The organism is Vibrio wakamikoensis (assembly GCF_050337275.1).
Taxonomy (GTDB): domain Bacteria; phylum Pseudomonadota; class Gammaproteobacteria; order Enterobacterales; family Vibrionaceae; genus Vibrio; species Vibrio chaetopteri.
The window spans coordinates 93101-108041 of record NZ_JAKJST010000017.1; the positions used below are offsets into that span (position 1 = coordinate 93101).

The window sequence follows — 14941 nt, forward strand, 5'->3', positions numbered from 1 at the left end:
AATAAACAATGGCTGCTAAAGACGTTAAGTTTGGTAATGACGCACGAGTTAAAATGCTAGAAGGTGTAAACGTTCTAGCGGATGCAGTAAAAGTAACACTAGGTCCTAAAGGCCGTAATGTAGTTCTAGACAAATCTTTCGGTGCACCAACTATCACTAAAGATGGTGTATCTGTAGCGCGCGAAATCGAGCTTGAAGACAAGTTCCAAAACATGGGCGCACAAATGGTTAAAGAAGTAGCATCTCAAGCGAACGATGCTGCTGGTGACGGTACTACGACAGCGACTGTACTGGCCCAATCTATTATTTCTGAAGGCCTAAAAGCGGTTGCTGCTGGCATGAACCCAATGGATCTTAAGCGCGGCATCGACAAAGCAGTTGCTGCTGCGGTTGAAGAGCTAAAAGCGCTGTCTGTTCCTTGTGAAGACACTAAGGCAATTGCTCAGGTTGGTACTATCTCTGCAAACTCTGACTCTACTGTTGGTAACATCATTGCTGAAGCAATGGAGAAAGTTGGTCGTGATGGTGTTATCACTGTTGAAGAAGGTCAGGCTCTACAAGACGAGCTAGACGTAGTAGAAGGTATGCAATTCGATCGCGGTTACCTATCTCCTTACTTCATCAACAACCAAGAAGCTGGTAGCGTTGATCTAGAGAGCCCGTTCATTCTGCTTATCGACAAAAAAGTGTCGAACATCCGTGAGCTTCTACCAACTCTAGAAGCAGTAGCTAAAGCATCTCGTCCACTGCTTATCATTGCAGAAGATGTAGAAGGCGAAGCGCTAGCAACTCTTGTTGTGAACAACATGCGCGGTATCGTGAAAGTAGCAGCTGTTAAAGCTCCTGGTTTCGGTGACCGTCGCAAGTCTATGCTTCAAGATATCGCTATCCTAACAGGTGGTACGGTAATCTCTGAAGAAATCGGTCTAGACCTTGAAAAAGTAACGCTAGAAGACCTAGGTCAGGCTAAGCGTGTAACCATCACTAAAGAAAACTCAACTATCATCGATGGTGCGGGTGAAGAAGCGATGATTCAAGGCCGTGTTGCTCAAATTCGTCAGCAAATCGAAGAAGCGACGTCTGACTACGATAAAGAGAAACTTCAAGAGCGCGTAGCTAAGCTAGCTGGCGGTGTTGCGGTCATCAAAGTTGGCGCAGCAACTGAAGTTGAGATGAAAGAGAAGAAAGACCGCGTTGAAGATGCACTACACGCAACTCGCGCAGCGGTTGAAGAAGGCGTAGTTGCCGGTGGTGGTGTTGCCCTTATCCGCGCTGCTTCTAAAGTTGCTGGTCTTGAAGGTGACAACGAAGAGCAAACTGTTGGTATCCGCGTTGCACTTCGCGCAATGGAAGCGCCAATTCGTCAAATCACAGCAAACGCAGGCGACGAAGAGTCTGTAGTTGCAAATAACGTGAAAGCAGGCGAAGGCAGCTACGGCTACAACGCTGCAACAGGTGAGTACGGCGATATGATCGCAATGGGTATCCTAGATCCTACTAAAGTAACTCGCTCTGCACTTCAGTTCGCGGCATCAGTTGCTGGTCTGATGATCACAACAGAAGCGATGGTGACTGACGCACCTCAGAAAGACGCTCCAGCAATGCCTGATATGGGCGGCATGGGCGGTATGCCAGGTATGATGTAATCCATCAGAGGATTCTGACAAAGCCGAAGGGAAACCTTCGGCTTTTTTGTACCTGTTTCATAATTAACCAATATTCTGTGAGAGTGTTGCAGAATATGACAAAACTCTGACAAAGCCTATAGTCAGCGTCACTAGCATCACCTACACTTATCAGTTGATAACAAAAAAAGTCAGTGGAGACTATTATGAAAAAGGCAGTAGCAGTATTAGCAGTGGCAGCAGCAATGGCATCACCATTGGCGCTAGCAGAAAGCACGCCAGTGATGTTCTCATCACTAAACGGTTTCAACGCACCGGATGCAAACGCAGTCGGTGGCGTACGTCTAGCAGTTCTTCACGGCCAAGTGAACGAAGTAAAAGGTGTGGATTTCTCTGTACTAGGTATGTCTGAAACTCAGCGTACAACGGGTGTGAACTTCGGTCTGTTCTTTGGTGCTTCTAAAGTAACTCAAGAAATGAAAGGTGCTTCTCTAGGTATCTTCAACTGGAACACAGGTAAAACGACGGGTGTGAACCTTGCAGCGGTGAACGTGACTAACGATGTGAAAGGTCTCAACTGGAGTGCGGTGAACTACTCTGAAGGCTACACAATGGCAGACATTGGTATTGCGAGCTTCTCAAACAAGTCTAACTTCCAGTTTGGTCTTTTCAACAAGACAAACAACATCGATGGCGTACAGATTGGTCTTATCAACTGTGCTGACAACGGTTTCTTTAAGTGCTTCCCTATCATCAACTTTGCGAAGTAATGAGCACTCTGATTTAAAGAGTAGAAATGCGACAAAGCCCTGCTAAGCAGGGCTTTTTATTTGCGCGTTCGGTTGCGGTTTTGCATGGTTTGGTGCACACCACGTCGCAAGCTCTTAAAGCTGCTTTCAATCTTGTCCACGCCAAGGAGTACCGTTAGCGCTAAAACCGTTAAGATCACCGATTCTTTGTGATGCCCCAGCCCTATCATCATGCCGAGACCGGCCAACACCCAGATCACCGCAGCTGACGTCACCCCATGGATCTTGCCATCTTGAGTCATCATCACCCCTGCACCCAAAAAGCCAACACCAGTAATGATTTGCCCGAGTACTCGCGCTTGATCTAGCGTGTTAGGGGATAGTGATACCGCCATGGACATAAACAGGTAAGTACCTGATACGATTAAGATAGCGGTGCGAATACCTACCGGCTTACCACGAGTCTGTCGTTCAAGACCAACCAGGGCGCCGTTGAGGACACAGGCCCCCAACGCTTGCCATGAGAACGGCCCCATATCGAGTAGTTGTGTCAGTTCCACATTGCCTCCTAAAAAGCGCAGTATCTGACTAAAAGACCGCCTGATCGAACAAAATCATTTTGTCGAGACGGAAAAAATTACTCGAGATGCAGATCAAGCGGCGTTTTACTCGCCTTACCGCCTTCTTCTCGCGTGAGCTTAGGCACAAGGTAGCCCGACACGCGAGCAATCAAACCTTGGATGATCGTTTTCGCTTGTTCATCACTGATGTAGAAATGCGCTGCACCTTGTACCTTATCGAGTACATGCAGGTAATACGGCAGAATTCCTGCGCCAAACAGCGCGTGGCTGAGCTCGAACTGAGCATCCACGCTATCGTTGACTCCTTTAAGCAGTACGCCTTGGTTGAGAAGTGTCGTACCGCTAGCTTTAATACGCGCCATTGCTAGCTTGAGCTCATTATCTATCTCGTTGGCATGGTTGATATGAGTAACCAGCACAGTGTTAAGACGAGTGTTTGCGAGCAAGTGACAAAGCTGCTCAGTAATTCGCGCTGGTATCACGACCGGAAGGCGAGAATGAATGCGAAGTGTTTTGAGGTGTGGGATCTGTTCAGCACGTTCAATCAGCCAAGCAAGTTCACTATCTTTGGCCATCAATGGATCGCCGCCAGATAAGATGATCTCATCAATCTCAGGTTTATTTGCGATGTAGTCGAGAGCCAGTTGCCAGTTGCTTTTGCCACCTTTGTTCTCATCGTACGGAAAATGGCGGCGAAAGCAGTAGCGACAGTTCACCGCACAGCCACCTTTTACAATCATCAAAGCGCGATTGCGGTATTTGTGCAGAAGGCCTGGTACAGCACTATCTTGTTCTTCGAGTGGGTCGGTTGAATAGCCATCATGGATTTCAAACTCCTGGCTAAGAGGCAGTACCTGTCTTAGCAAAGGATCGTACGGGTTGCCTTTTTCCATGCGATCGACAAAGCTTTGAGGAACGCGCATGGGAAACAAGCGTCTTGCTTTGAGTCCGTTTTCCCAAGGGGTCGCCTCAATTTCTAACTGCTCAAGCAGTTTGTAAGGGTCTGAGATCGCATTCGATAGCTGTTTGAGCCAGTTTTGCTCAACAGAAACAAGATTTCGGGTTATGATAGGCGACATTAAATTTAACTCGAAGAACACTAAGAGGATACAATGGCTACTGTTAGCACCAATGAATTTAAAGGCGGTCTTAAACTAATGCTGGACAACGAGCCTTGCGTAATTCTAGAAAACGAATACGTGAAGCCAGGTAAAGGTCAAGCGTTCAACCGCGTTAAAATTCGTAAGCTACTGTCTGGTAAAGTTCTAGAGAAAACCTTCAAGTCTGGCGAAACTGTTGAAGTTGCTGACGTGATGGACATCGACCTAGACTACCTATATACAGATGGTGAATTCTACCACTTTATGAACAGCGAAACATTCGAACAAATCGCTGCGGACGTTAAAGCGGTTGGCGACAACGCGAAATGGTTGGTAGAAAACAACACTTGTATGATTACTCTTTGGAATGGTAACCCAATTACTGTGACTCCGCCTAACTTTGTTGAGCTGGAAGTAACAGAAACGGATCCAGGTCTGAAAGGTGATACACAAGGTACTGGTGGTAAGCCTGCAACACTAACAACTGGCGCTGTGGTACGTGTACCACTATTTATCCAGATTGGTGAAGTGATCAAAGTTGATACTCGTACTGCGGAATACGTAGGTCGCGTTAAGTAATCATCTTAAACTGAAAAATTCTAAAGGTCGCCAAATGGCGACCTTTTTTGTTTCTGGTGTGGGAGTAGGGGTTACTCTTCAGGACGCCAACTAAGTGCGCTGGCAACAGTACCTAATGCTAGAGTGTCCATTTCTGCTTCTGGCAAATCGGCTAACGTTTGTAGCGTGATACCGCCATTGGTTTGTGCAGCTGCGACTTCGACACTGCCGCGACTAAAGCTGTACCCCAGTGGGTTATCAACACTCATCATCAGCCCTTCACCATCGTGCACGGAAGCGACGTTGAAGTGAGTGCTGTTCAAGCGGATAAAGCCTTGTTCTTTTTTGGCGGTCGATAAGCTGATGGCTTCCGATTTACGTTCCATTTTGTACTCGCCAACACTCTTACCAGCCTCACTGATTTGGCAAATATACGGGTCATTACCGCCAAATGAGAAACTGCCGATATCGACGCTGGTGCCACCACCGCTGCATACTAGCGTCCAAGTCTCGCCATTATCATTACGCGTCACCTCAGCAACCATCTCTCCGTCTTTGGTATTGATGGTATTGAACCAAGAGCTAGTAGAAGCACTGCGCGAGTATTTACCGTGGTAGCGACCTGCGATATCGAACGTTCCCTCAGGACCAAAGCCCCAAAAAGTGCCATCGGTTTTAAGCAGCAATTCAGGCTGCTGAGAAACCGCTTGTGACTTTTCCATTGTTACGGTAGAACCACACCCAAATAGCGCACCGGAAATCATGAGTACGCAAATAGACTTTTTCATTGTTACATCTCTTGTTGTTATTTATTGCTGATGATTCTATCGATAGAGAGAGGGCGACAATGTAAGGGTGTGTCCGATTTCTGAACAGGTCACATTAAAAAAGGCAGCGAGTTCGCTGCCTTTTTGTTTGCTCGAGTATGACTAGATCATAAAGATGAAGATAATCGATAGTGCGCTGATGAGTGCTGCAAAAAAGTAGCAAATAATCTTACCAACCACACCCGCATGGATCTTAAGATCGTGCATGCCGTGGTGTAGGCGGTGCATTGCATGCCACATTGGCAGTGCTAGCGTAGCGATAATAAATAGAGCACCGATGATGCTAGTCGCAAAGTCTGCCACTCGCTCATAGCTCATCGCCTCTGGGCTAATAATGCCCATTGGTACTAAGATACCCAGCACAAGTACAGTGACAGGGGTGATCATGGCAAACCATGTACCACCGGCACCAAACAGTCCCCACCATACGGGTTCGTCAGAGCGTTTTGGGTTTTGATTAATCACGATTCACTCCTTATACAATGATGAGAACAACTAGTGAGATAGCTGCAACAGCTGCCCACTGTGCTAGGACAATGGTCTTCTTCTCTACTGGCTTGCCTTTCAGTTTGATTGGCATGACCTGTGGCATCATGCTGAAGAAGGTTTGCGCGTGGAACAGGCTTCCCGCAAGCGCCACGATGTTGATCGCGATAACAATTGGGTTAGCCATAAAGTCCAGCCAGCCTTGCCAAGCTTCTGGGCCTTTCACTAGCGAACCTAGACCAAATGTCAGGAAGACAGTGAATAGGATCAGTGGCAGTACGGTGGCTTCACGTAGCATGTAGAAGCGATAAAATGGGTGATCTTTCCACCAAGTTCGCTTCATCTCACGAACATAAGGTTTTCTGTTACTCATTCTATGCCTCCTGTGGTTTAAGCATGGCAATAACGAAGTCTTGTGAAGACGCCACTTTGCCTTGGTTTACTGCCGCTGCTGGGTCAACGTTCTTCGGACACACTTCAGAGCAGTAGCCCACAAACGTACAGCCCCAAGCGCCATTCTCGCCGTTGATCATCTTCATACGTTCAGCCGCACCATTGTCACGGCTGTCGAGGTTATAACGATGCGCCAGTGTCAGTGCAGCAGGACCAATAAACTCAGGGTTTAGACCAAACTGAGGGCATGCCGCGTAGCAAAGACCACAGTTGATACAACCAGCAAACTGCTTGTACTTCGCCATTTGCTCCGGGGTTTGGATGTTAGTGCCATCTTCTGGCTTACGGTCGTTACCAATGATGTATGGCTTGATGGCTTCTAGGCGCTCGATAAACGGCGTCATGTCGACAATCAAGTCTTTCTCGATTGGGAAGTTTGCAAGAGGCTCAATCTTCAGACCATTTTGATGATCACGGAGGAAGCTCTTACACGCCAGTTTTGGCACGCCGTTCACCATGATGCCGCAAGAGCCACAAATCGCCATACGACAAGACCAGCGGTAAGACAGGTCTTTGTCTAGGTGGTCTTTAATGTAACCAATCGCATCGAGCACAGACATGGTCTCATCGAACGGTACTTCGAAGGTTTGGAAATACGGTTCTGCGTCTTTCTCTGGGTCGTAGCGCAGGATTTCCACTTTCTGAATACGGTTTGCTGACATTATGCTTGCTCCTCCGCATTTTGATCTTTGTTAGCTTGCTTCGCCGCTTCTTCTGCTGCTGCTTTTTCTGCTGCTTCACCGTATAGACGCGCTTTAGGCTGCGACTTAGTGATGGTGACGTTGCCGTAGTCAATGCTTGGCGCACTGTCTTCGTTAAAGAAGGCTAGCGAGTGTTTTAGGTAGTTCTCATCATCACGCTCAGTGCAACCGTCATCGAGACGTTGGTGCGCACCACGAGACTCTTTACGCAAGATTGCAGAGTGAACCATAGCTTCAGCCACTTCTAGGCCGTAACCCACCTCAATGGCGTACAGCAGGTCAGTGTTGAATACTTTACCTTTGTCTTTAATGCTGATTTTCTTATAGCGCTGTTTCAGCTCCGCAATCTTATCAAGCGTCGCTTGCATCAGATCTTCTTGGCGGTAGATACCACAGCCTGCTTCCATGGTGTGGCCCATTTCGGTGCGAATTTCTGCCCAGTTTTCATCGCCTTCTTGATTCATCAGTGCAGCAATGCGTGCTTCTACTGCCTTCACTTGCTCTTCGATAGCGCTGTCATCCCAGCCCTTGAACGCTTTAGCGCGCTCAACCGCTTGCTCACCGGCAACGCGGCCGAAGACGACAAATTCAGCGAGAGAGTTAGAACCTAGGCGGTTCGCACCGTGAAGACCGACGGACGCACATTCACCAACAGCGAATAGACCTTGAATACGAGTTTCACAAGTACCGTTGGTTTCAATACCACCCATGGTGTAGTGCACGGTTGGACGAATTGGGATTGGCTCTTTTGCAGGGTCAACGTTGACGTACGCTTTTGCGAGCTCACAGATGAACGGTAGACGCTCTTGTAGGTACTCTTCACCAAGGTGGCGAAGGTCAAGGTGCACCACATCACCCAGTGGGTGCTTGATGGTGTTGCCTTTTTGCTGCTCATGCCAGAATGCTTGAGAAACTTTGTCACGAGGACCCAGTTCCATGTATTTGTTTTTTGGCTGGCCAACCGGTGTTTCAGGGCCCATGCCATAGTCTTGTAGGTAACGGTAGCCGTTCTTGTTAACGATGATGCCGCCTTCACCACGACAACCTTCGGTCATTAGAATACCTGTGCCAGGCAGACCTGTTGGGTGGTACTGAACAAACTCCATATCACGTAGTGGAACACCGTGACGATACGCCATCGCCATACCGTCGCCAGTCACGATGCCGCCGTTAGTATTACAGTGATAAACACGACCCGCGCCGCCGGTTGCTAGGACAACTGATTTTGCCTTGATAGTGACCAGTTCACCTTCAGACATATGAATTGCAATCAGGCCCTGAACCTCGCCTTCAACCACAAGTAGGTCAACCACAAAATACTCATCAAATCGTTTGATTTGCTCGTACTTCATCGACGTTTGGAACAGAGTATGTAGCATATGGAAGCCGGTTTTATCCGCTGCAAACCATGTGCGTTCTACTTTCATACCACCGAAACGACGGACATTCACTTCACCGTTTTCTTTACGGCTCCATGGACAACCCCATTGTTCCATCTGGATCATTTCACGTGTGGCATTTTCAACGAAATATTCAACAACATCCTGTTCACAAAGCCAGTCACCACCGCCAACGGTATCGTTGAAGTGGTTATCTAGGCTATCTTCATCCTTAATTACAGCCGCAGAACCACCTTCAGCTGCCACGGTATGTGAACGCATAGGGTAGACTTTAGAAATCAGAGCTACTTCCATTTCTGGGTTAGCTTCTGCTGCTGCAATGGCAGTACGAAGACCAGCGCCGCCTGCGCCGATGACTGCGATATCTGTGGTAATTGTTTTCACAGTTATCCTCCAGTGTGTGAGAGCGAGTTTTGCTCGCGAGTTATAGTTAAAGGCTTGAAAGCTTTTTTATCAAGGCAATCAGTTTAGATAAGCGTCGTGGCAAAAAAATTGACTGAGTTAGGTTTTTTCTCCGGTAATGCATGGCGAGGCATAGTATTTCTATGATGTGTGATTAATATCACTTGTGATTGAGAACTTTTGAGTCCGCACTTACAATAATTAATAACATTAACTAATGAGTTTGATAATGATTACCAACCAGTGGCAGCCCACAGCGTCTATAGCGTTACTTAAAAAACGTGCCAAGCTGATTCAGTCTATTCGTAGCTTCTTTATGACAAGAGAGGTAATGGAAGTCGACACTCCTGCAATGAGTCATGCCACGGTGACCGATGTGCATCTACATACCTTTAAAACCGAGTTTGTTGGTCCGGGTTATGCTGATGGACGCCAGCTTTATTTTATGACCAGCCCCGAATTTCATATGAAGCGACTGCTTGCCGCAGGAAGTGGGTCTATCTATCAGATAAACAAAGCATTTCGTAATGAAGAGAGCGGTCGTCATCACAATCCAGAGTTCACCATGCTTGAGTGGTATCGCGTTGGGTTTGATCACCATCAGTTGATGGATGAGATGGACGAGTTACTGATGATGGTTCTCGGCTGTGGTCGTGCTGAGCGTATGACTTATCAGCAGGCGTTTATCACGCACCTTAGCGTTTGTCCTTTGAGTGCAGAGATGTCTGCGCTACGAGAAGCTGCAGCACCGCTAGGCTTGAGTGATATCGCTGATAAAGAGCAAGATCGCGATACGCTATTACAGCTGCTGTTTAGCATGGGAGTTGAGACTCAAATCGGCAAAGACGCGCCTGCCTTTGTTTACGATTTTCCAGCCTCACAAGCCGCACTAGCCAAAGTGAACCCAGAAGATGAGCGCGTTGCTGACCGCTTTGAAGTCTATTTTAAAGGTATTGAACTGGCGAACGGGTTTCATGAGCTGGACAACCCGGAAGAGCAATTAGCGCGCTTTGAAGAAGACAATCAAAAGCGGGGACAAATGGGTCTTGCACCTCAGCCGATCGATCATCATTTGATAGAGGCGTTAAGAGCGGGTCTGCCTGCTTGCGCTGGTGTAGCGCTGGGGATCGATAGGCTAATTATGCTCGCTCTGGGAGCAAGTCATATTGATGAGGTTGTCGCTTTTCCTTTCCCGAGAGCCTAACTCACCAAAATACTGGTGCCGATGACAGCAAACGCGGCACCAAGCCAGGCGTACTTATTGGGTCTTTGCTTGGTGTAAATCCAAAGTAGCGGCAATACCATAATCGGTGTGGTTGATGAGAGCAGCGCGACCATGCCCACATTGCCTGTCTGCAAAGCAAACAGAATAAGCGTCATGCCGACTGCCATGGCGAGAAAGCCATTGAGCGCGGTAATACCAAAAATGGACCAGTTAATAGGGTTCAAACTTTTTGCGTGCTTAGCGCCGGTCAATAAGAACAGGCTATGGGCGACAAATGCGGTGATCATACGAATCGCTGAGGCCGCGACGGGGTCGATACTGGTTTGCATCACAGGCTTGGCAATAATGCCGCCTAGCGCCTGACACAGTGCGGCAGTGACCCCCAAACCCACTCCAAACCAAACATTGCCTTTGATGGTTTCAAGCTCACTCGTTTTACTGTTGTTTGAGCCTCTGCGGCCAAAGAAAATTGCGGTAGCGACGCCAGAGAAAACCAATGCAGATCCTACAAGCTCAATGGGTGACATGGTCTCTGAGAAAAGAAAATAACCTAGTACGGCAGAGAATACTGCGTGACAAGAAAACAGCAGTCCTGCCTGTCTTGGTCCCATTCGATTCAAACACGCGAACAGTGCAGTATCACCAATAAAGATGCCGATTAAACCCGAGAGCATCATTGGTGTGATGTGAGCGGATTCGACGCTTGTCCAGCCTCCAGTGATGGCGGCCATTGAAGACAGTATTAGGGCAGTGCAGCCCATTCGCCATCGACTATAGGAAAATGAGCCCAAATGTTTGGCTGGCTTAACCGAGATAATGCTTGAAACCGCCCACAAAAAGGCAGCGATCAGTGCCAGCCATTCAAATCCCATTGCTATCCCTAGTCCTTGCTCAGTGCTGCGATGCGAGCACCATTGATTATTCGATGATTTAACTAGGTTTTACTATGAGGTCTTAGAAAGTGCAATTGAAATCCTCTCACCTTAGCAAGAGGATTCCACTTCGGGGACTAGGTAAAGATCAGCATCGCCGCGTAGACGAGAACTAGGCCAATAAGACCGATGATAAGTCCGGTTTTCGCCATGTCTTTACTTTCAATAAGCCCAGTTGAATAGGCCAATGAGTTAGGTGGGGTAGAGACGGGCAGAATCATGCCGAGAGAGGCTGAGAACGCGACAACAACCAATAGGCCTTGTAAGCCACCTATGGCGGCCAAACTCTCCATAGAGGCACCAATGGCGGCGGCAATGGGCATAAGTAGGTTGGCGGTCGCGGTGTTGGACATAAAGTTGGCCATCAACCAGCAAACAATCGACAGAGTAATGACGACCGCGACCGGTGACAAAGACTCATAGTCAATGGCATGAGCAAGCGCTTCGGCGAGTCCAGTTTTATCGAGGCCGATACCAATGGCAATACCACCGGCAACCAGCCATAACACATCCCAGTTGATCAGTTTGAGCTCTTCTTTACCCATGATGCCGGTTAGGGTAAACACTGCAAGTGGGATGATAGAGACCACGTAGGTGTTCATGCCGTGCAGTTTGGTGGTCATCCACAACAAGATGGTCGCTGCGAAAGTGGCATACACCACCATAGCACGCCAGTTACGCTGGAATTTCCCTTCCAGCTTGAGCACCATTTTGTCTTCTGAAGAAGGGAATAGCTTTTGCAGCAGGAACCAAGCGATAGTGAGCTGAATGATCACAAAGGGTAGACCCATCATCATCCACTGCAGGAAGTCGATGCTGTTCTCACCAGTTAGGTACTGCAGAGCAATGGCATTGGGAGGGGTTCCGATAGGGGTCGCAATACCACCCGTATTGGCAGCGATAGGAATACATAGTACCAAGGCTTTAATACCTAAGTCTCCCTTTGGCGCAGAGGCCACAATGGGACCAAGCAGCGCCAGCATCATTACTGTAGTGGCAGTATTGGACATGAACATCGAGAACACAGCAGTAATCAGCATTAAACCAAGCATGATAAAGCGAGGTTGGTTGCCAAAAGGGCGCAGCAGGACTCGAGCTAGGTTGTTATCAAGCTCATACTTGGAGGCCGCAATCGCCAGTGCAAATCCGCCCATAAATAGAATGATTATCGGCGAGGAAAAGGCGCTGAAGATGTCGGTATACACCAGGAGCTCACCGATATCATGGCCTGCAGGTGGCGTACGGAACAGATGCAGCCCTTTGTCTGAAATCATCACTAGTTCAAGGGCGATAATCAATATTGACGTAGCAAAGACAGGTACGGGTTCCAGCACCCAAAGTAAGGCAGCGAGCAGGAAAATGGCCAACAAACGGTGTTGGATCAGCGTGAGATCGTCGATGGGTATCCAATCAATCGGCATCATCAAGACGCCAAAGGGCACTAAAAAGCAGATAAGCAGCCTAATTAGTGTCCCGCTATTCATTTTTGGCATGGGGCGGCACCTGGGTTAAAAGTGAGACTGCCGCATAGGTTAAAATATAAACGCCGCTCGGTCTTGGACAGGCGTTAAAGTTTTGAAAAGTCGAGGGAAGATTTGGAGCGTGTTTTGTTTTGCGTCAAGAATCAATACGGTAATCATGACGTGATGCTGCTGGTGGATGTGTTACAGGCAAAAAAAACGGCGCCGTGGCGCCGTTCTCAATGATTAAGCTTGCTAAGTTGATTAGCTATTAGAGTCGGTTTCAGTCTCAGAAGCTTCAGTCTCAGAAGCTTCAGATTCAAGGCCTAGAGCGTGCGCGAAAGGCGTACCCATTACCGTTGGCGCATTGTTTTTCATACTGTCATCAAAACGAATGCTGTCTTTAGCAAACAGGTTGATAACCGTTGAACCTAGCTTAAAGCGGCCCATCTCTTCACCCTTCTTAAGGATGATAGCCTTATCGCCTTCTGCAGGGTAATCCCAAGTGTATACGGTGTTACCACGTGGTGGCGTCACAGTACCTGCCCAAACTAGCTCAATAGCACCAACAATGGTTGCGCCTACCAGCACTTGTGCCATAGGACCAAACTCGGTATCGAAGATGCAAACCACACGCTCGTTACGTGCGAATAGGTTTGGAACATTCTCAGCCGTCAGTGGGTTTACAGAGAATAGGTCACCTGGTACGTAAATCATCTGACGCAGAGTACCATCACATGGCATGTGAACACGGTGGTAGTCACGAGGTGATAGGTACAGAGTCGCAAATTCACCTTCTACAAACTCTGCTGCAAGCTCAGGGCTGCCACCAAGCAGTTCTTGAGCGGTGTAGTCATGGTTTTTCGCTTGGATAAGCTTGCCGTCAGTGATAGGACCAAATTGGCTAACACATGCATCCGCTGGGTGAGCGATAACAGACTCGCCTTCGGCGATAGGGCGCATACCCGGCTTTAACTCACGAACGAAAAACTCGTTAAACGTTTTGAAGTGCTTTGGGTCGCTGTGCAGCGCTTCATCCATGTTGACGTTATATTGTTTGATAAACCAACGAATGATCGCTGTTGTTAGACCGCCTGCTTTTGCTGATGCCAGTTTACCTACTAGGCGTGTTAGGCCGTGTTGAGGTATCCAGTATTGCAGTCCAACTTTAATTTTATCCATTGTCTAAAATTCCAACGTTAATTGATTGATATTACTTCAGGGCGCGAGATACTAATGGAAATCGCTTCAAATGTCAGCAAATTGTGACAAGCAGACGGACAGACTGTTAAACCTGTCCGACTCTGTCAGAATGGCAGAACGTTCTAAGAATTACAGATCGGCTTTTTTGCTGCGTGAGTACTGACGGTTGGCTTTACCTTCACCCATACTCTCGATGATGCGGTGATAGTTATCGAATCGAACTGGATCGATTTTTCCTTCTTCCACGGCTTCACGCAGTAGACAGCCTGGGTCATCTAGGTGTTTGCAGTCACGGAACTTACAGCCGCCAAGGTAGGGCTTGAATTCAACAAACGCTTCCGTGACTTCGCTTGGCTCTAAGTGCCAAAGGCCGAATTCACGTACTCCCGGCGAGTCAATCAGATCGCCACCCGATGGGAAGTGATACAGTCTTGCTGCGGTCGTGGTGTGCTGACCCAAACCTGAGTTTTCGGAGACTGCGCCTTCTTCTACGTCGAGTTCTGGCATCAACGCATTCACTAAGCTGGATTTACCCACGCCGGACTGCCCTACGAAGATGTTGATCTTGTCTTTGAGGTGCGCCTCTAGCTCGGCAATGCCTTCGCCCGACTCCTTGCTTACCATAAGCACCGTATAGCCGATGTTCTTATATACATCGAGGATCTGATAGAAGACGTCACGCTCGTCTTCTGGTATCAAGTCGATTTTGTTAAGTACCACTAATGGTGCAATTTGCAGGGTTTCTGATGCGATCAGGTAACGATCGATAATGTTTAGTGAAAGCTCTGGCACAACCGAAGACACAATCACCATTTGATCAACGTTGGCAGCAACAGGTTTTAAGCCATCGTAATAATCAGGGCGAGTTAGCATCGATGTTCTAGGCTCTACTACTTCAACAACACCAGATATGCCATGCATTGATTCCAGACCAATGCGCCATTTTACGCGGTCGCCAGACACCAAAGATTCGATACCACGGCGCAGGTTACAGCGGTGGATTTCTTTGGTTTCTAAGTCCTCGATATCCGCATGTTGGCCGAATCGAGTGATCACTAGCCCCTGCTTAACACCGCCAAGCATAGTCTCATCCCACTGGATGGATTCTTCTTTTGCTAGTTTCTTCTTTTGATTACTGCGTACTCGACGCACTTGACCTTTGGTCAGTTTTTTCTTTTTCGCCACGATATTTCATTGATGCGAATCGCATCAAACCATTTTGGTTACTGAATTTAATTT

15 protein-coding genes are annotated in these 14941 nt (G+C 47.9%); 4 read left to right on the forward strand and 11 right to left on the reverse strand.

The genetic code is table 11. The annotated features are described in order from the left end of the window. Nucleotides 1-8 precede the first annotated feature (8 nt). On the forward strand, nt 9-1646 hold the full coding sequence (groL, locus tag L4C42_RS08795) for a chaperonin GroEL (protein WP_353497296.1): 1638 nt from the start codon (nt 9-11) through the stop codon (nt 1644-1646). 185 nt (nt 1647-1831) lie between these two features. Further along, on the forward strand, nt 1832-2395 hold the full coding sequence (locus L4C42_RS08800) for a VC2662 family protein (RefSeq protein WP_042502231.1): 564 nt from the start codon (nt 1832-1834) through the stop codon (nt 2393-2395). A 56-nt stretch (nt 2396-2451) separates the two neighbouring features. Here L4C42_RS08800 and L4C42_RS08805 read toward each other — a convergent pair whose 3' ends face one another. Continuing rightward, nucleotides 2452-2910 carry an MgtC/SapB family protein gene (locus L4C42_RS08805; RefSeq protein ID WP_353498742.1) on the reverse strand — a complete coding sequence of 153 codons (459 nt, stop codon included), beginning with the start codon at nt 2908-2910 and terminating at the stop codon, nt 2452-2454. Nucleotides 2911-3011: 101 nt separating this feature from the next. Continuing rightward, nucleotides 3012-4034: an EF-P beta-lysylation protein EpmB gene (gene epmB, locus L4C42_RS08810; RefSeq protein ID WP_353497295.1), complete on the reverse strand. Its 1023-nt coding sequence runs from the start codon at nt 4032-4034 to the stop codon at nt 3012-3014. 33 nt (nt 4035-4067) lie between these two features. On the opposite strand from epmB, the gene efp reads away from it, so the two are divergent. After that, nucleotides 4068-4634: an elongation factor P gene (gene efp / locus L4C42_RS08815; RefSeq protein ID WP_042478865.1), complete on the forward strand. Its 567-nt coding sequence runs from the start codon at nt 4068-4070 to the stop codon at nt 4632-4634. A 71-nt stretch (nt 4635-4705) separates the two neighbouring features. Here the strand turns inward: efp and L4C42_RS08820 are convergent, their stop codons facing one another. The 5 genes from L4C42_RS08820 to frdA form a co-directional block, all read right to left on the reverse strand. Further along, a complete protein-coding gene (locus tag L4C42_RS08820) occupies nt 4706-5401 on the reverse strand; it encodes a VV20781 family protein (protein ID WP_353497294.1) in 696 nt (231 codons plus the stop codon). Between the two features lie 141 nt (nt 5402-5542). Continuing rightward, nucleotides 5543-5905: a fumarate reductase subunit FrdD gene (gene frdD / locus L4C42_RS08825; protein ID WP_353497293.1), complete on the reverse strand. Its 363-nt coding sequence runs from the start codon at nt 5903-5905 to the stop codon at nt 5543-5545. 10 nt (nt 5906-5915) lie between these two features. After that, nucleotides 5916-6299 (reverse strand): fumarate reductase subunit FrdC, encoded by a 384-nt coding sequence (gene frdC / locus L4C42_RS08830; RefSeq protein WP_353497292.1) that lies wholly within the window; start codon nt 6297-6299, stop codon nt 5916-5918. Between the two features lies 1 nt (nt 6300). Next, entirely contained in the window at nt 6301-7041 is a 741-nt protein-coding gene (locus L4C42_RS08835; protein WP_042478869.1) for a succinate dehydrogenase/fumarate reductase iron-sulfur subunit, read from the reverse strand. Beyond that, entirely contained in the window at nt 7041-8864 is a 1824-nt protein-coding gene (frdA, locus tag L4C42_RS08840) for a fumarate reductase (quinol) flavoprotein subunit (protein ID WP_353497291.1), read from the reverse strand. Before frdA ends, L4C42_RS08835 begins: the two co-directional genes overlap by 1 nt. A 250-nt stretch (nt 8865-9114) precedes the next feature. Between frdA and epmA the strand changes: the two genes are divergently transcribed. After that, nucleotides 9115-10086, forward strand: a complete 972-nt coding sequence (epmA, locus tag L4C42_RS08845; RefSeq protein WP_353498741.1) for an elongation factor P--(R)-beta-lysine ligase — start codon at nt 9115-9117, stop codon at nt 10084-10086. Here the strand turns inward: epmA and L4C42_RS08850 are convergent. The 4 genes from L4C42_RS08850 to rsgA all read right to left on the reverse strand — a co-directional run bounded on the left by L4C42_RS08850 (nt 10083) and on the right by rsgA (nt 14887). Continuing rightward, entirely contained in the window at nt 10083-10979 is an 897-nt protein-coding gene (locus L4C42_RS08850; RefSeq protein WP_353497290.1) for a DMT family transporter, read from the reverse strand. The genes epmA and L4C42_RS08850 overlap by 4 nt on opposite strands. A gap of 137 nt (nt 10980-11116) precedes the next feature. Next, nucleotides 11117-12532 carry an SLC13 family permease gene (locus tag L4C42_RS08855; RefSeq protein WP_353497289.1) on the reverse strand — a complete coding sequence of 472 codons (1416 nt, stop codon included), beginning with the start codon at nt 12530-12532 and terminating at the stop codon, nt 11117-11119. A gap of 231 nt (nt 12533-12763) precedes the next feature. Continuing rightward, a complete protein-coding gene (gene asd / locus L4C42_RS08860) occupies nt 12764-13681 on the reverse strand; it encodes an archaetidylserine decarboxylase (RefSeq protein WP_429760129.1) in 918 nt (305 codons plus the stop codon). A gap of 150 nt (nt 13682-13831) precedes the next feature. Further along, nucleotides 13832-14887, reverse strand: coding sequence for a small ribosomal subunit biogenesis GTPase RsgA (rsgA, locus tag L4C42_RS08865; protein ID WP_418641787.1), 1056 nt, complete (start codon nt 14885-14887; stop codon nt 13832-13834). Nucleotides 14888-14941: the final 54 nt, after the last annotated feature.